Origin of the sequence: Lachnotalea glycerini (genome assembly GCF_003201285.1) — a bacterium.
In the GTDB taxonomy this organism is placed as follows: Bacteria; Bacillota; Clostridia; order Lachnospirales; family Lachnospiraceae; genus Lachnotalea; species Lachnotalea glycerini.
Genome location: NZ_QICS01000003.1, coordinates 480,470 through 498,740 on the forward strand (window position 1 = coordinate 480,470; position 18,271 = coordinate 498,740).

The 18,271-nt window shown below is 31.2% G+C and carries 17 protein-coding genes, 4 tRNA genes and 1 rRNA gene; 3 read left to right on the forward strand and 19 right to left on the reverse strand.

The annotated features are described in order from the left end of the window. Positions 1-704 precede the first annotated feature (704 nt). A complete protein-coding gene (locus C8E03_RS09600; RefSeq protein WP_110290928.1) occupies positions 705-2,993 on the reverse strand; it encodes a hydratase in 2,289 nt (762 codons plus the stop codon). A gap of 296 nt (positions 2,994-3,289) precedes the next feature. Between C8E03_RS09600 and C8E03_RS09605 the strand changes: the two genes are divergently transcribed. Next, positions 3,290-4,684 carry a hypothetical protein gene (locus C8E03_RS09605; protein WP_110290929.1) on the forward strand — a complete coding sequence of 465 codons (1,395 nt, stop codon included), beginning with the start codon at positions 3,290-3,292 and terminating at the stop codon, positions 4,682-4,684. Between the two features lie 73 nt (positions 4,685-4,757). On the opposite strand, the gene C8E03_RS09610 is transcribed toward C8E03_RS09605, so the two are convergent. After that, positions 4,758-5,849, reverse strand: a complete 1,092-nt coding sequence (locus C8E03_RS09610) for a linear amide C-N hydrolase (protein ID WP_110290930.1) — start codon at positions 5,847-5,849, stop codon at positions 4,758-4,760. 149 nt (positions 5,850-5,998) lie between these two features. Between C8E03_RS09610 and C8E03_RS09615 the strand changes: the two genes are divergently transcribed. Continuing rightward, a complete protein-coding gene (locus C8E03_RS09615; RefSeq protein ID WP_110290931.1) occupies positions 5,999-6,811 on the forward strand; it encodes a MerR family transcriptional regulator in 813 nt (270 codons plus the stop codon). 308 nt (positions 6,812-7,119) lie between these two features. Here the strand turns inward: C8E03_RS09615 and C8E03_RS09620 are convergent, their stop codons facing one another. The 13 genes from C8E03_RS09620 to C8E03_RS09685 all read right to left on the reverse strand — a co-directional run bounded on the left by C8E03_RS09620 (position 7,120) and on the right by C8E03_RS09685 (position 16,108). Continuing rightward, positions 7,120-8,292 (reverse strand): ABC transporter permease, encoded by a 1,173-nt coding sequence (locus C8E03_RS09620; protein ID WP_110290932.1) that lies wholly within the window; start codon positions 8,290-8,292, stop codon positions 7,120-7,122. Next, entirely contained in the window at positions 8,279-9,055 is a 777-nt protein-coding gene (locus C8E03_RS09625; RefSeq protein ID WP_110290933.1) for an ABC transporter ATP-binding protein, read from the reverse strand. Before C8E03_RS09625 ends, C8E03_RS09620 begins: the two co-directional genes overlap by 14 nt. 271 nt (positions 9,056-9,326) lie before the next feature. Continuing rightward, the gene (locus tag C8E03_RS22940) at positions 9,327-9,515 is read right to left on the reverse strand and encodes an HD domain-containing protein (RefSeq protein WP_110290935.1); all 189 of its coding nucleotides are present in this window, start codon (positions 9,513-9,515) and stop codon (positions 9,327-9,329) included. Between the two features lie 20 nt (positions 9,516-9,535). Then, positions 9,536-9,991 carry a hypothetical protein gene (locus C8E03_RS09640; protein ID WP_110290936.1) on the reverse strand — a complete coding sequence of 152 codons (456 nt, stop codon included), beginning with the start codon at positions 9,989-9,991 and terminating at the stop codon, positions 9,536-9,538. 163 nt (positions 9,992-10,154) lie between these two features. Beyond that, a complete protein-coding gene (locus tag C8E03_RS09645; RefSeq protein WP_110290937.1) occupies positions 10,155-10,811 on the reverse strand; it encodes a S8 family serine peptidase in 657 nt (218 codons plus the stop codon). Positions 10,812-10,827: 16 nt separating this feature from the next. Next, positions 10,828-11,709 (reverse strand): hypothetical protein, encoded by an 882-nt coding sequence (locus C8E03_RS09650; protein WP_110290938.1) that lies wholly within the window; start codon positions 11,707-11,709, stop codon positions 10,828-10,830. 591 nt (positions 11,710-12,300) lie between these two features. Then, the gene (rpsR, locus tag C8E03_RS09655; protein ID WP_094376175.1) at positions 12,301-12,561 is read right to left on the reverse strand and encodes a 30S ribosomal protein S18; all 261 of its coding nucleotides are present in this window, start codon (positions 12,559-12,561) and stop codon (positions 12,301-12,303) included. A 34-nt stretch (positions 12,562-12,595) separates the two neighbouring features. Further along, a complete protein-coding gene (locus tag C8E03_RS09660; protein WP_094376176.1) occupies positions 12,596-13,030 on the reverse strand; it encodes a single-stranded DNA-binding protein in 435 nt (144 codons plus the stop codon). Positions 13,031-13,115: 85 nt separating this feature from the next. Next, a complete protein-coding gene (gene rpsF, locus C8E03_RS09665; protein WP_094376177.1) occupies positions 13,116-13,406 on the reverse strand; it encodes a 30S ribosomal protein S6 in 291 nt (96 codons plus the stop codon). A 103-nt stretch (positions 13,407-13,509) separates the two neighbouring features. Beyond that, positions 13,510-13,704: a DUF951 domain-containing protein gene (locus tag C8E03_RS09670; RefSeq protein ID WP_094376178.1), complete on the reverse strand. Its 195-nt coding sequence runs from the start codon at positions 13,702-13,704 to the stop codon at positions 13,510-13,512. A gap of 44 nt (positions 13,705-13,748) precedes the next feature. Further along, complete coding sequence (locus C8E03_RS09675; protein ID WP_094376179.1) at positions 13,749-14,471, reverse strand: NAD-dependent protein deacylase; 723 nt, start codon at positions 14,469-14,471, stop codon at positions 13,749-13,751. 56 nt (positions 14,472-14,527) lie between these two features. Further along, positions 14,528-15,877 carry a hypothetical protein gene (locus tag C8E03_RS09680; RefSeq protein ID WP_110290939.1) on the reverse strand — a complete coding sequence of 450 codons (1,350 nt, stop codon included), beginning with the start codon at positions 15,875-15,877 and terminating at the stop codon, positions 14,528-14,530. Positions 15,878-16,034: 157 nt separating this feature from the next. Beyond that, positions 16,035-16,108, reverse strand: a tRNA-Met gene (locus C8E03_RS09685). Between the two features lie 890 nt (positions 16,109-16,998). On the opposite strand from C8E03_RS09685, the gene C8E03_RS21955 reads away from it, so the two are divergent. Next, on the forward strand, positions 16,999-17,607 hold the full coding sequence (locus C8E03_RS21955) for a GGDEF domain-containing protein (RefSeq protein WP_170122961.1): 609 nt from the start codon (positions 16,999-17,001) through the stop codon (positions 17,605-17,607). A 148-nt stretch (positions 17,608-17,755) separates the two neighbouring features. On the opposite strand, the gene C8E03_RS09695 is transcribed toward C8E03_RS21955, so the two are convergent. The 4 genes from C8E03_RS09695 to C8E03_RS09710 form a co-directional block, all read right to left on the reverse strand. After that, positions 17,756-17,826 (reverse strand) — tRNA-Cys (locus tag C8E03_RS09695). 15 nt (positions 17,827-17,841) lie between these two features. Beyond that, a tRNA-Glu gene (locus tag C8E03_RS09700) sits at positions 17,842-17,913 on the reverse strand. 103 nt (positions 17,914-18,016) lie between these two features. Then, positions 18,017-18,088: transfer RNA gene (locus C8E03_RS09705), tRNA-Asn, on the reverse strand. A 97-nt stretch (positions 18,089-18,185) separates the two neighbouring features. Continuing rightward, positions 18,186-18,271 (reverse strand): 23S ribosomal RNA (locus C8E03_RS09710); the annotation flags it as partial.

Sequence of the window (18,271 nt, forward strand, 5' to 3'; positions counted from 1 at the left end):
AATCTAATATTTCGAATCTACTTCTCAACCTGTTCTCAATACTTTCACAAATATATTTTCTATCAATATTATATAAATACTTTCTATGAATATATTTGTTACTGATACTTTTATAAAATATTTCTTTACATATCTTATAAAACTATTAGACCTTTTTTGTGACTTTCTTCAATATGTGGACTTTTATCACTTCTTATTCTATCTGGTTATAACATCTCCGATAATTTTTCATTTCAAATGTCCAGAATATAATATTTCACTTACACAGATTCTTTTTTTAGTCCCGCCACTTCATATTGAACTTTTGACTCGCCTACTATTTCCATTGGAATCATCCTCCTTTTAAATAATACTTATAACCATTTTTCATTTAATTATCTAAGTATTATCTTGTAAGTTTTGTTTTTTGATAGGTTTATATTATCATAAGGCTTTATATTTGTCAATACACTTTTAATTATTTTTTATTATTAATTGTTATTTTTATTTTATATATTAATTATTGTATTAATTTTCAATATTTTATATTAAATTCTGAATATTATAACAGTAAATACAATAATTAAAATCTGTAATTTCAGAGTTCTTATTTATTTTGTAATTAAAAATACCTTATTTTTTTCATTAAATATAGACCAAAGAGTGGGCTGCTTTTAAGCTTCACTAACTTTGGTCTATAAGTTTATTACGGATAAGGCATTTCTTTATCCTTTATAAAAATTAATCAGGCATCCTTTTAATATAATTGTTCTCTCATCATCTGTCAATTCACCAAGCTTCAATGTAAATTCTTTTAAAGAATTACCAACTACATAAGCTTTCATTTCTGACTGCTTTTCTTCTACTGCTTTCTTAATTTCTGGAATAAACAAATAATCTCCATTCTGAAATGGCAGCTCCTCTTTAGCAATAATAAATGGCAGCATACCCCAATTAATTAGATTGGAACGGTATCTCTTTGTTGCATACTCATTCGCTATATTTGCCCATCCACCAAGCACTCTTTGACATGAAGCAGCTTGTTCACGGGCAGATCCATCGCCTGGTTTAACAGCAAAAATAACACTTCCAATTCCGGTATTTATATTATTTACATCAGAATAATTATCTTTAATCTTATTTATAATCACATCGATTTCCGGAAGCGCCTCCTTCAAAGACTTATTCTCTCTTCTAGCCATCTCTGCTGCCTGCACTGCTTTTGCCTTTCCAACATATTCCGGATCTTTTCTAGATAATGTAAACTCTGCAAGCCCGATTGGATTGGAACGATATGAAGAAGTCTCCCCAGACGGAATTAGCTCATCGGTTGTTGTAACCGGATCATGAATCTCCGATACTACTTTAATTAGCAAATTATCCGTAAGTCCTGGCATTTCAGGCCAGTCCTTAATATTAGGTCCAAATTTAATCTCTACGCTAGAATCCGCAACTCCTTTACTATCAAACACTCTATTTTCATAAATCGTTTGATCAAAGAAATATTTGGGATTAGTAAATTCAACATCAATATCAGTTGCCGCTGTTAAATATCCTTTATTAGCTGCTGTAGCCGCAATTGATCTTGCATCCATAAGTGCTACAGAAGAAATTTGCCCATTTTGAAGCTTCGAACCCTCTCTGTTAGGGAAATTTCTAGTTGAATGTCTTATACTAAAAGCATTATGAGAAGGAGTATCTCCCGCTCCAAAACAAGGTCCACAGAATGCTGTTTTTACAATAGCACCCGCTCCCATTAATTTAGCTACACAACCATTTTTTACAAGCTCCATATAGATAGGAGTACTAGCAGGATATACACTTAGCGTAAATTCGTCGGAGCCTATACTTGCTCCATTTAAAATATCAGAAGCTTCGCAAATATTTTCAAAACCGCCACCCGCACAGCCTGCAATGATTCCCTGTTCAACATATAATTTGCCATTTCTTACTTTATCTCTTAATTTAAAATCAACCGCTCCGCCAAGACTTACCAATGCTTTCTTCTCACAATCAGCCAAGATATCCATCAGATTTGCATTAAGCTCCTCTATTGTATAAGTGTTACTTGGATGAAACGGCATTGCAATCATTGGCTTAATTTTACTTAAATCTACATAAATCATACCGTCATAGTAAGTGATATGAGCTGGATTTAACTCTTTATATTCTTCTTTTCTTCCATGAATTTCATAAAATTCCTTAATTGTATCATCCGTCTTCCAAATAGAAGAGAGGCAGGTTGTCTCAGTTGTCATTACGTCAATCCCAATTCTGAAATCAGCACTTAAATTAGCTACACCGTCACCGACAAATTCCATAACCTTATTATTAACATAACCATTCGCAAATACTTCTCCAATAATGGCAAGAGCAACGTCTTGAGGACCAACACCTTTTTGCGGCTTTCCTGTTAGATAAACTCCAACTACTTTCGGCATATTAATATCGTATGTCTTGGATAAAAGCTGCTTCACAAGCTCCGGACCACCCTCACCCATTGCCATCGTACCAAGCGCTCCGTATCTGGTATGACTGTCAGAGCCAAGAATCATTTTACCACCACCTGCAAGCATTTCTCTTGCATATTGATGAATAACCGCCTGATGAGGAGGAACATAAATTCCACCGTATTTTTTAGCACTGGTTAATCCAAACATATGGTCATCTTCATTAATTGTACCGCCTACTGCACATAAGCTATTATGACAATTAGTCAATACATAGGGAACAGGAAACTTCTCAAGCCCTGATGCTCTGGCAGTTTGTATAATGCCAACAAAGGTAATGTCATGGGAAGTCAGTTTATCAAATTTAATCTTTAGCTTGTCCATATTGCCTGATGTATTATGTTTTTCCAATATACCATACGCAATTGTGCCCGTTGCCGCTTCATCCTTAGAAATTACATTTGCTCCTAATTTGGTGGCAAGTTTTGCATTTGCTTCGCTATTATCTTCAATGATTTCAGTGCCATTTAATAAATATGCACCATTATTGTATAACTGTACCATTAATATATGTCCTCCTATTTCTAAATTACAATAAAAATATTATAAATGCATCTCAATGCAAAGTAAAGCAAATATCCGCATATACTTATTTTTAAATTACTATATCTTCGTATTTAAAATAATGTAAGTTTATGAATATTCCTATCTTATTATAACATAAACGTGTGCTTTTTTGTTTTACCATTCAACAGGTAATATTTCACATACATATTTTTATGTTGATTTTTAAAAATAATATGGTATTATTTTACAATGTATTATGATTAATTATTATACTTTAAGGGGATGTATGAATTTTGATTAAGAATTTAAAGAAAATAAACAATAAAAAACTCTATGAATATTTATTCTATATTGCATTATTTTGTACGTTTTTTATCTGGAGCCTACTGCTTCGTTTTAATGATGCTCCAGATGAGCTTGGGCGCTATAGTATCTGTCAATACATATTTAATCATGGCAAGCTGCCTCATGGTGGCGATATCGAAATCAGATTGCCTGCCTGGGGTTTTTCCTATGCCTTTCAGCCAATACTTCCTTATATAATAGGTGGTATTTTGATGAGAATAACAGCACTTTTTACCTCAAATACATATTTTTACTTGATTGCAGCAAGATTTGTTAGTGTACTGTGTGGCGTTATTATGGCCATTTTTGTTAGAAAAATTGCAAATAGAATATTTACCGATGCTGTATGGCAATGGGTATTTACTTTTCTAATCATGCTGCTTCCTCAATGTATGTTCATGTTTGTTTATGTAAATACAGATTCGATGGCATTAATGTCCTGTGCAATCATAGCATATGCATGGCTTTTAGGACTTGATACAGCGTGGAACTCAAAATCCTGCATTCTACTTTCTATCGGTCTTATTTTCTGTGCTATGTCTTATTATAACGCCTATGCATTTATTTTTTGCAGCATAATTATTTTTACTGTATTTCACATTTCATATGACAAAGCTGCCAGAAAAATAAAAATAGATTGGAGTAATCTTCTTAAAAAGGGGTTTTTTATTTCTTTATTTGTGTTGATCGGAATCGGTTGGTGGTTTATTAGATGCTACCTATTATATGATGGTGATTTTTTGGGACTGCATATACGTAGTGTTTATGCCGAAAAATATGCAACCCCCAGCTACCTTAAGCCTTCACAGGCCAAAACCTATTACAATGCAGGTCTATCTATTATTAGAATGTTAATGGACACCGATTACGTTTGTGATGTTTGTCTAAGCTTTGTCGGGCTCTTTGGTAATATGAGTATTGCCCTTCATAGTTGGATTTATGTTGGATACACAGTCATAATCAGCTTAGGTTTGCTTGGTTTATTCTTTAAAAAAAGACAGGCTATAACACAGCTTCATTATAATAGTAAGAATATCTTAACTTTTCACATTTGCCTGATAATATGTTTTATTGTACCCATTTATTTATGTACTTACAGCTCCTATACAAGAGACTATCAGCCTCAGGGACGTTACATATTAACCATGATTATTCCATTCATGTATTTTATAACAATAGGACTTAAGAAATTATTTGATACTCTATTTCAAAATCAGTTATTATATCGTTTTTTTACGATTCTGTTAAGGGCATGGTTTTTTGTCGTAGTTTATTTCTTTATGAAAGATATGGTTTTTGCTTTCTATTGGAATACCTTTATTAATTTTATTAAAACTTTGTAATTCAAAGTTAGGAGCATTGTGATGAATTATAAATCACAATGCTTTTCTTGTTACTTATTCAAAAACTTTGAAGTTATTTATTTGTTCTAACTGTGTATTCTTCTGGATTTAATAGACTAAAAGTATATACCGTATTATAATCCAGTTTATAGCAGACATCATAAGTTAAATCATTGGTATTATATACAACACTCCATAGTGTTGAGCATTCATAGCCAAACCAATTTTGTTTATCTACGCCTACACTTTGTAGTACATCCATAGCTTGATCTTTACTTAAAATACCATTCGCTTTCATTAAGGCATTTGTAGCTGTTGCTACTCTTTCTTGCCCAAAACCATTTGTATCTTTTATCCCTTTTGTAAGATAATAATTTGCAACAACTTGATAATTCACATTATCCTGAGGATCAATACGATTTATTTCTCCATTCACGTACTCAATAACAATAGAATCACCGTTTGCATCTGTTACATGATAATGATAAGCACACTTAACATCTAAATCATCATGCATATCATAAGATTCAAATATTTTTATTGCTTCCTCAACATTGGCTGCTCTATCAAGCACAGCACGAATTATGGTTGTTGTAGTAAGATCAGGATTATCTGTGCTTTGATAAGTAGCATCCGTTTCTAACTCCAATACAGCAATACAAAGACCTTTTTCATTCATTCCATCAACACATGCAAACGGTGCATATAATGTATATAGGCTTGAGAAATAATTATCTGGTTCTCCACCTTGACTTATTAAATCCAAATCCACAGTTGAAACACTTGTATAACCATTATCTGGGTGCGTCCATAAAAGCATTACAAAACCGTCAGTATAATCAAAATTGCGACCAAATAAATGCTCTTTGTTTTCATTGACCGTATTAAACGTGGTGCACCCAATACCCGATAAATTGATATCAGCATCCGCAAATAACAGCTGACTTGCTCCATATTCATATACTGCTCCCTCATCAGTAATTCCTTCCATCATTTTGTCTACATCATAATGAACCAGATAGTCCATCATATAAAAGCCGTCAGTAAGCTTTGTAATCGTATTTAATGTTGGTATAATCCTAACACCTACATATCCTATAAAACCTAATAGGATGACCAGCAAAGTGACAACACTTGTTAATACCATGCGTTTTCTCTTACTCATTCAATTTCCTCCTGTATATTCATTTTATGATTTGAGAATTCTTTTACTACTAGAAGTTTTGTAGCTTTACTCTATTTATTCTATATAATATAATAGATACAGTAACTGTATAGGCAAGCACTATTTAAAGAAATTTTGAGAGGTTTTAAATGGATAAAAGCTCACTTTTAACCACCGGACAAATGGCTAAGATACATGGCATTAACAAAAGAACTTTAATGTATTATGACGATATTGGTTTATTTTCACCTGTAATAAAAGATGAAAAAGGATTTAGATACTATACATATGAACAGTGTTTAACTTTAGAAAGCATACTTGCTTGGCGTGAATTGGATTTGTCCATTGAGAGCATTAAGAATTATAATAAAAATCACTCTCCAGAAGCTTATTTAGAGCTAGTGGAAAAAAAAGAAAAAGAAACATTGCAAAAGATTAATCATTTAAAACAGATACGTTCACTTCTGATCAGTAAGGCGAGCGCTATACGAAATTCGTTAGGTTTACAATTGAATACTATAAATATTGAAATGTATGAAGAAGAATATCTTTTGTCATCGCCTGTATTAAATAACGATTCCTATATCAGTATTTTTTCTTCTGTTGCAGACACCCTGAAAAACTTAACGGATAAATCTATTTACTTTCATTCCTATGGCAGTATCATTTCGGTTGACAAACTTGCCAATGGTAGTAAGCATTATGAAAGATATTATGTTAAACTTCCCAGAAAAATAAAGCATGACAATTTATATGTAAAGCCGGCCGGAACATATCTGCAGATATATTGGACAGGAAATTGGAGTACTCTTCCAGACGCTTATAATAAAATATTTTTATATGCGAAAGATAATAAATTGAAATTTGCTGATTACTCCTATGAAGAAAGTATTATTGACCACACTACAGCTAATAGTGCTAATGAGTATGTTACCAAAATATTGATTCGTCTGAAAACATGAAGTCCTAATGTTCATCATATGACGAGCATAATATTGGTATGAGATCCAGTATACATGAAATATCCTTTGTTTATTATATTTCTCCCAAGTAAGACACTACACTTGTCGGTAAATTCCCGTGGCTAGACTTTCACTAGCAAGTCTAGTGCCATGCCTGGCACACACAAAAAGACCAACAAACTCAAATAAGTCTATTGGTCTGAATTTTATAAAAAGCAACTGCTCAAGCCCTTACTATTACAGGGTTTAGTCCATAACGTAAGGCATTAAATAACTAATTTCTGTTATTATATCTCACTATTTTTTCATTATCCAAAGATAATTTTTTCATTATTAAACATACGTGACAAAATAAATATGCATATAAAAACATATACAGAATTACTAACAAACATAACTGTAAAGTTTATATAATTTATTTCAGATATTAAAATTCCATATAATTCTTGTACTCCGTTATAAAGAGGAATTAAATACATCCACCAATGAGATGCTGGCTTTGTCTGAATCATACATGTTAATCCTATTAGCATCATTAATGCCGCAAAAGGAGATAAACTAGTAGTGGCTTCTTTAATTGTATTAGAATACGCTGATACAATGGACATTATCGAAATAATAACTAATATAATTGAAAACACTGTAAAAAATAAAAGTATGTATTCTTCTATATTATATATCATTAAAATGTTTAAAGATTCAAGATTTAACAATGAGGGCAAAGATAGTACAATACCTATGTAACTGGATATTCCGCTAATTAATGCAACAATACTTAAACTTGTGACTTTTGCCATAGCAATATTAACTCTACTAACTGGCGTAACGAGTAAAGTAGCCATAGTTCCTCGTTCTTTCTCACCTGCAATTGATTCTGCCGCAATGGATAGGCAACATGAATAAATTAACCCCATAAGCAACATTGGCAATATAGCTGACAAATTTCTTCCTACACTTTCCTTATTTGAAGCAAGATCATACTGTTCATTACTATTATTTATATCAAACAGATTAAAAATACTAGACTCATATTCGTTTATCAAAGTTGTTACTTTGGAATACATATAACTAGATAATTTAGATGAAGAATTATAATAAACTTCAATATTCTGAATAGAATTTAAATCACTACTATCTTGTCCAGTTACACTAAATTCATCCGGGAACAAAACTAAAAGAACTTCAGTTTTATTTTTAATTAATTCTTTCATTTCATCTTGCCTTGTATAACCTACATTTTGAAATTCAAGATTAGATGCCTCAAAATACTTTTTAATTTCTTCTGGTAAATTTATTGTAATGATATAACTTGAATTCAAATCTTCAATATTCTGTTGATTAGCCATAGTCTTTCCCATTAGTGAATATAAAACAAAAATAACTAGACCTGGCATAATAGCTGTAGTGAATAGTATTCTCTTATTTCCAAAAGATTTAAAAAGTTCTTTTTTTGCTATTGTTATTATCTCATTCCAACTCATTTTCTTTAACTCCTTTTACACCATAATATAATTTAAAGAACTTTTCTTCTGTATTCATTCCTCGAATAAATTCCTCATAGGCTTCACAGCATATCATTTTGCCCTCTACCATAACTCCAACTCTATCAGCTAATTTATCAACAACATCAAATATATGAGTGGAAAGAATAATACTTTTTCCTTCTTCTTTCAACATTTTAATAAACTTAATGACTTCTCTTGTTGTTACAATATCCAAACCATTTGTTGGTTCATCTAATATTATAATATCCGGATTATGTACTAATGAGACAGCTATGGAAACTTTTTGCTTCATACCAGTTGACAAATTTTTTAATTTAACTTCTGCAAACTTATCTATTTCTAATAATTCAAATAATATTTTTCTTCGCTGTAATAATTCATTACTGTCAATATGATATAACTTACCAAAAAAATCAAATAAATAGTTTGGAGTAAAAAATCCATCTAATTTTAATTCAGTTGTTAAAAAACCAATATTCTTTACATCTTTTTCAATATTTTCTTTTATATTTATCTTTCCTTGATCCGGTTTAATTAAAGAAGCAATCATCCGAAGCATAGTTGTTTTTCCTGCCCCATTAGTCCCTAGTAAGCAAAATACTTCTCCCTTATAAATATCTACCGAAACATCATTTACCGCAACTACCTTCGCTGTAGGTATATTTAAAATTTTCTGCTGCTTTTTAGATATCTTAAAAGTTTTATATACATTTTTAATTTCCAAAAGTTTTTCTTTCATTATTTCTTTCTCCCAAAAAAATATTACGATATATTTTCTCTAATTTATTACTTTGAGGTTCAATTCTTATAATTTTTCCAGATTTTAAAAAAAACTGTTTTATCAGAAATAGAGCTCACAAAATCAAGGCTGTGACTAGAAAGAATCGCTATACTTCCTCGTTGCTTTGCAACTTTTAAATCCCTTTTTAGATTGATTATACCTATTGTGTCCAACCCATTTGTGGGTTCATCTAAAATTATTAGTTCTAGGCATCCCATAAAAGCACTAATCATGGATATCTTCTTTCTCCCTCCCATAGACAATAATTTTCCATACACGATACAAACTTTTTTTGTCGTGGTGTCCGAGACATATCATCGATATCACTGATTTTTTTCCATATATTTTTTAATGCATATTCTGTAATATGACTAAATGGAGGATGCCCAACATCATGTAATAGTCCACTTAATCTCACTGCTTGAAATTAGAATTATCTTAGAAAAACTTAGTCATCAATTCTTTGTATATACTTTCTTCAATTTCACAAATGCTTTCATGTGTTAAAGTGTAGCAGAATATTATATTATCCTTAATAAAAGCGGGATCTTCCAATGTAATACCAGTAATCTTATCACATTCAGAATAATCAAAAATATTTTTACGCGCTTTGAAGAATTCTATAGTTTTATAATCTTTCTTTAAATAGACTAAAAAGCTACTTTCACCTGGGTTATCTGTTGCTGCTTGTGCATATTCTGTAGTTATAATGCTATCCGCTAATTCTCCCCACATTGACTCTTCAAACTCTGCAATACTATCTAAACTTGGTTTAATTGTAACACATATTTCATCCGCTTTTCGCAAAATTAAATCAATAAATACATTATACTCTTTTTTACTTTTAGGAATAAAACCTTCATAGTTTTTTCCTATTAATAATTCTCTACTCATTAATAACTCCTAATTATAGAATCATAATTTTTTACTAGTTGTCAACTGGTCTTATTTTCTTTCTTACTTCTAGGAGCCTAGCGCCTCCTTTTTATCTTCTGCTTCTTGTCTTTAATTCAGACACTATTTGCATCAGAGAGACACTAATTATAACTCTTATTAATTAATTGTTTATGTTGTCTCTTACCATACAGTATGGAGCCAAATATGAATTCCCACTATAAAACCTAAATGGAGTACTCCATACTATAAGTTTTGAATTTCTAAAAATAACATCACTCTCCTTGACCTCAATTTTCGCAGAAGAACCAACTCCAATTACGTTATTATAACTTGCAGGATAATCTAATGAATTAACTGTATTACTGTAGCTTGCATACACTTTTATATCATTTGAATTTTCATTCATCCAGTCAGCAACTTCTTCTGAATAAAATTTGCTACTTAAACTAATACTTACACACTCAACGTTATTATCTAGCATCCATTGTAAACCGACTAATAATTTATCTGTTGATATTGTATTATCATCTTCTGCATCATAATAATAAAATGAAGAATCAAAAACATATTCACTCATAAAATTAAGAATTTTATCACCGTGCGTAAGCTTTTTTTCTTCGTAGTTTGCATTAGTATCAACCACATTACTGTGTTCCCCAGATAAACCACCATCAATAATACCAAAGCTTACTGTATTTTGACCAATGTTAGTATCTGGCTTTATAAATATTACATTACAATATATGTATATAATCCCTATTCCAATTAAAACAATAAATAATATTATAACCGCCAAACATTTATGTCTAAACTGCACCAAACTTTCCTCCAATTTAGTAAGATATTGGTGCACCGTATAATGAGTGTGCCGAACCAGATTTTTTCAAAACCCCAGAAGAGCTTGTTTTTCCTTTATGCCAATGATAGAAAACAAGTTTACCTTTGATTTTATGAACTTCTCCAGTAGAACCATTACTTGAATAAGGTGCATACCCACTATAATTTATAGCTTTCTTCGCCATTGCTGAAGTAAATGAATATACATTTCCATTTGCCTTTAACAACTTTGCTGCACTAGTTAAACTAATTTTTGAAGGACAGATGTATACAATATTTTTAGATGTATTATCATATGCTGGATAGTACCAATTCTTTGCAGCTTTTTTGACAGCCTCCTTTGCAGCCGTAACAGATTTGTAAAATTGAGAAGCCATAATATACATAACATCAGATTCGTATGTTATATACGCAGTTGCACATACGGCAGTAATTATTAAAGCTGCTGTAATAACTAACGTCCATGTAATTGCTTCCTGCTCTTCATATACATCTTCTATTATATCATTATAATCATCATATGATTCAACCAAATCACCACCATCATATACATCAACATCAATATTGTTCTTATCTAAATCATGAATTTCTAAATTATATTCTTCATCTTCCTGCCCTACATTATTAATGGATATCTCTGCAGTACCATCTGTCTCCAAAAGCATTTCGGCAGAACTTCCATCAGTCTCTCCCTGAACAATTACATTTCCTGTCTCAACATCATAGTCAAAGTCAAATTCTACCCCATTTACATATACTGTATCATGATCTTGCAGATTTTCTGTTTCCGAACTAACTTCCTCTGCATTAGCTACTGTAGTATTTATCATCAGTGCACTAATCAACATAAAACAAAGTATTTTCTTTAAAGATTTCATATTTTTCTCCTTATTCCCTTTTTTTCCAATTCAGGTCATTATACTATAAGCTAGTTATCATCCAACATTTTCCTATGATTCATAGTCAATTTAATAAAATTATTCTTCAGATAATGAGTCTAACTCATATAAATTTAAACTCGCTCTCTTCCTGTTTCGTAGTTTTTCGCCGAAAATGTAAATGTTTTTATATTTTATCAAAAAAATATTATAAAAATCAATACAAATAGCACGAGTAGACTTTTGATAACACGAATAGACTACTTAAATACTAATACCCCTGAAATGGCTGAAATGCAAAACCACCTTCCCATTTTGTAAGCGAAATTCACATTTTGAAAACGACCTTCAAATTTTGTAAGCATACTTCTACTTTTCTACTTTTTAAAGTCGTAAAAAAGGTGTTTTTAAATTGTATTTCTAAGTAGTTTAATAATTAACACAAAACTCTTTTTTCCGTCATTATCCCCTTAAAATCAAAAAAGACCAACAAACTCACATGAGTCTATTGGTCTAAATCTTATAAAAATATGAGTCAAAGTTGAGTCAAATCACTCTCCCCGACTGCTAAAACCCTTGCTATTGCAGGGTTTAGTCCATAACGTAAGGCATTAAAGCAATATGTCTTGCTCTCTTAATAGCAACAGTAAGAGCTCTCTGATGCTTAGCACAGTTGCCTGTGATTCTTCTAGGAAGAATTTTACCTCTTTCAGATACATATCTTTTTAATTTATTTACATCTTTATAATCAATTGAGCTATCTTTTCCGCAGAATACACAAACTTTCTTTCTTCTACGCATTGGTCTTCTTTTAAATTGACCTTCAGATCTTTCAGTCTTTTGGTAAGCCATAATGAAACCTCCTTATTCAAAGTTTATATCATAATTAGTTAAATGGTAATTCTTCATCAATACCATCAGGTATATTCATAAATCCATCTCCTACTGCAGTAGTTGGTGATGGTTTAGCAGCCGCTTGATAGCCACCCTCGTTAGCAGCACCTTTGCTTTCAGCAAATTCATGCTCTTCCACAATTACATCTGTCGTATATACTTTCTGACCATCTTTATTTGTATAGCTTCCAGTTTGGATACGACCTGTTACAGCAATCTTCATACCCTGATGCAGGTATTTCTCAGCAAATTCTCCGGTTTTTCCGAATGCCACACAGTTGATGAAATCTGCACTAGGTTCACCATCTCTTTTAAATCTACGGTCAACTGCTAAGCTATATCTGGCAACTGCTGTAGCGTTATCGCCTTGAGAATATCTTACTTCTGGGTCTCTTGTTAAACGTCCCATTAAAATTACTTTATTCATAATTTACCTCCATCGATACGCGTCTTGCAGTTTGGCAAATGTGAAATCCACATCTCGATATCAGACGCTTAAGTTATTTATAGTTTTATTTTACATCCTGTCTAACACATAAATATCTAATAACAGTTTCCATAATACGAACGTTCTTTTCAACTTCGTTTGGACAATCTGAATTAGATTCAAATTGAATGAAGTAGTAGTATCCTTCTTTCATTTTCTGAATTTCATAAGCTAATCTCTTCTTACCCCATTCATCAATGTTAGTAACAGTTCCGCCAAAACGTGTAATGTATTCTTTTACTTTTTCAACAGAAGCTATTCTTACTTCATCTTCAACTTTAGCATTAACAACAAGTGCTAATTCATATTTGTTCATGTTAAGTACCTCCTTTTGGTCTCTGGCCCCTTATCAAGTAAGGAACAAGGAATAATTAATAATATATCACAAATAAAGATTTTAACATATATTGTCCATACTTTCAAGCTTTTTTTCTCAATTCCTTAGTATTCTTTTCTACCAACTTTCTGGCTATCATAACCTGATGTCCACAACCACAACATTTCAGACGAAAATCAGCACCTACTCTTAGTATTTCCCATTCAAAGCTACCGCAAGGGTGTTTTTTCTTTAGTCTTACAATATCTCCTATTTCATAATTATACTTAATTTCCATCTACGCTACTCCTATCACCATTAAATTTGGTTTACAATTCCTAACTATTCTACTTCCAATTTAGAAAAAATTTCTCCTATACTGCCGCTTATCAGTAAATCAGCTCTTTTATCCATTGGAGTTGCCGTCTTATTAATTAAAATCAGCTTGTCTTTTCTGTAATAATCAATTAATCCAGCAGCTGGATATACAGCTAACGAAGTTCCTCCAATTATCAATACCTCTGCATTCCTTATATAGTTTACAGCAGACTCTAAGGTGTGATTATTAAGTCCCTCCTCGTACAAAACTACATCTGGTTTGATAACTCCTTGACATTCACAAATAGGTATTTCTTCAGAATTCATAATAAAATGAGCATCATAGCATTTGCTGCATCTTTGGCAGTAATTTCTATGTACAGAGCCATGAAGCTCTAAGACTTCTTTACTTCCTGCCATTTGATGAAGTCCATCAATATTTTGAGTAATAATCGCTTTTAACTTACCTACCTTTTCTAATTCAGCAAGTTTTTTATGTGCTGCATTTGGTTTCGCACTAAAACATATCATCTTATTTCTATAAAACCGATAAAACTCCTTCGTATTCTTCTTGTAGAAGCTATGACTTAGAATTGTTTCAGGAGGAAAATCATATTCTTGATTGTATAAACCTTCTACACTTCTAAAATCAGGTATACCACTCTCAGTAGAAACCCCTGCTCCACCAAAAAACACTATATTATTGCTGTTGCTTATCATTTCCTGAAGCTTAACTATATCCTTCACTTTCTACTCCTTCTATTAAAACCAACATGTCTGTTGATTTCAATAATGATACATATTTATAGATACATTGGAAAAATAAACATTCTAAGACATACCAGACATACTACCAAAATCCATGCTGCTATGCAAAATAAAACTAATTGACGAGTCTTATCTTTTTTAATTATTATATTTATAAGCTTATAAATTCCAATTGAAACAAAGTACATAAGTGCAACAAGCATTGGTAAACTATATCTACCCTGAGGTTGATAATCGTATGAGTACGCTGCCCAGACATTTAATACATTAGGAATAATCATGCATATCAGCATATTCACATTAATTAATTTGACACTTCTATCACTAATACCAGTTAAATATATTCTTTCCTTTTGAGGTATCAACATTCCTATTAATCCAACTGCTATGATAAAAAAATAACCTTTATAAATCCAGCTATATACTCCAACTTCCATATTTCCAAACATAGCAATGAAGCTTTTTGTAGTTAAAATAACAAAATTAGAGTTTTTTAGCATATACCATATTGAATATCCTTGGTTATAATAAGTTTCATGTATAGATGGTTTTAAAGAATCAATGGCATAAATTTCAGCATATTCATCTCTAACTCTTAGGCCCAAAAAATCACCATCGTATATGATATAGCTGCGAATAAACCACCATCCTATACCAATTATTACTATTATTGCAATGAAACTACCCTTTTTTAGCAGTTTACCCCATTCTATATTTATTCTTTTTTCAATGACTTGAACATAGAAAAATAAAAATAGGATCATACTGCATAAGATATATCCATAAGCATTATAATAGGACATAGCACATAAAATAATTCCAATCGATAATTGAATCCTGGCTTTCCAGTTCCAATCTGTTTCACTTCCATTAATCCATGCATACACAATAAGCACTGTCGACATTAATGCCATTGAATCTGTATTTACATAAGTATGCATAAACAGTTGTTGCGGCAACAATACGACTAATAAGGTAAAAAGCCATGCGGCAAGAGTTGACGCGAATATCTTTTTAGATAATTTTCTAGTTATAACAGCCATAACAATTCCAATAATTATATTCACGGTTCTTGCAAATAATATTAAAATATTACCGTTCATTGTAAATAAAGTACCTATTTTAACAAATACGGCGGATATCAAATATGGAAGTATCGGCTGAAATGCATAGGAAAATCCCCAGGTTTTGTCCAATATCTCAGGATCTCCTCCTTGTGGCAGCCTCCAATGAAGAAAAATATACTGAACAATAGAATACCTCATTCTTTCATCTGGTCCTGCTCCTAATGGCTGGATAACCATCCATCCTATAAGTATTAGAAAAACAAATACAATGAACAGCCTATCTAAATTTTTTTCTTTTTCAATAAACCACTTTTCCATAAAAGCCCCTTATAATCATCGTAATAAATTTTATATTATATTAACTAAAATATTTATTCATTTTATATCATTGTTTAGATTTATATTACAAATAATATGTATATTAAGAAAACCACCATTCCAATTTCTGCAATATGGAATGATGGCTTAATACTAATTGCGGGGGCAGGATTTGAACCTACGACCTTCGGGTTATGAGCCCGACGAGCTTCCAGACTGCTCCACCCCGCGTTATATGGAATATTCACTAAGTTACTATGACACTTAGTTTCGAACAGTATTTATTATATAACGCTACTACTCTTTTGTCAAGTATAGTCACCCTTAAAATATGTTCTATTTATTTATATGAATAAATTATATAATTATTCCATATTATAAAATTTTTAATACATTTGTCTTTTTAATTATTGGAAAAGTAACTGACTAAATGGTTGATTAATGATTGGTTCGATATAATATCATATAATATCATATAATTTCCATGTCGTATTATATAATTATTTGTTGAAATTTGTTGATATTAGCCTATTTATAATGTATTATAAAAACTATATAACATTAATTAAGTATTTATAAAATGAACTATAAAATTAATTTACTGAAAGGTATTTTTATTATTAATGAAATTAAAAAATTTTTTTTTAAAATGGTCTTATAACAATGCGGGTAAAGATTTTTTTATTCTCAACAAAAACAAAATTAGTGCCATAAACTTTCACTCTTTGAATATTTTAAATAATGTGGCTGTATTTATATTCGGATTTTTTTGCATTTATAGTCAATTTACTAATTTGGAAAAATTATTCAATGTATATCTAATATATTTTATTATATTTATTATTATTAACTTACTGTATAAACATGTTCATAAACATGGATTTTTTATATCAAATAGAAATTTATATTTTGTAATAACTTTACTTTATATCTATGGGATTTATATTGGTTGTTTTAATTTACCAAATTTAACATCCGTTATGTATCCTGTTTTTGTTATTTGCATTCCTTTACTATTTATATTACCAACAATTCAAATTACATTATATACCCTAATTTTCACTATTTTTTACATTACGTTTTCAAAAATGTTAAAATCAAATACTATTGCATGTATTGATATGACAAATATCATCGCCTGCCTGCTTATAAGTGCTATTACATCCTATACTGTTACATGTGCAAGGATCACTGAAATAAGGACAAATATGAAGCTAGAACATGCATGCAATACTGATGAAATAACTGGACTTCACAATAGAAGAAGCTTTAACAATTTTATTGTAAATCAATTTGATACTATACACAATGACTGTCTTACTCTTATGATGATTGATGTTGATAATTTCAAGAATTATAACGATTCCTACGGTCATATTTGTGGTGATAATTGTCTTTCAACTATTGGTCAACTATTCAAACAATTTGAAGAGGATAACTCCTGTTACATTGCTCGTTACGGAGGTGAAGAATTTGTTTTAGTTGACTCTAAACATGCTCTTAGTGAAGTAATTATATTTGCAAGAAAACTAATACAAATGGTTAATGAATTAAACATAGAAAATATTAATTCTCCATATAAAAGAATTACCATTAGTATTGGTATTTCATCAAGAGTAACATCTGATGTTAAAAATTATATTGATCTTATTAATTTAGCTGATGATGCTTTATACTCAGCCAAAAGTAACGGAAAGAATACTTTAATGATAGCTACACATTCTATTTAGATATATCAACTTTAGCATTCAGGTAAATATCATTATACGATCTTTTCTTATTTTAAATTACATTTTCCTTCTTGAATATCATATTAAAAGCTTTATTATAAGTTAAAAGTCCTCATAAACCTTAAGTTTATGAGGACTTTTTATAGAGAGGCGACAACCAGATTTGAACTGGTGATGAGGGTGTTGCAGACCCGTGCCTTACCACTTGGCTATGTCGCCATTTTATATTTTGAATGACTCCAAGGGGATTTGAACCCCTGTTACCGCCGTGAAAGGGCGGTGTCTTAACCGCTTGACCATGGAGCCTTAATAATTAGAATGAGAACATTAACACAGCACTCAACTAAACTAATAAGGTTCAATCTGGCTGTTATGCATAATGCATAGCATTTCACTAGCGTTAACTAAACTCCCTGAGTAGGGCTCGAACCTACAACACCACGGTTAACAGCCGTGTGCTCTACCATTGAGCTATCAAGGATTATAAAGGCTTGTACCTTCAAAACTGCACATTGAATTCGAAAAATATTTGACGCTTCTTAGCTCTTCAAGCTTCGCTTGTCGTTTGCTATTCTCTTTGGGTCATGCCCTCGACCGATTAGTAACAGTCAGCTCCATACATTACTGCACTTCCACCTCTGCCCTATCTACCTTGTACTCTTCA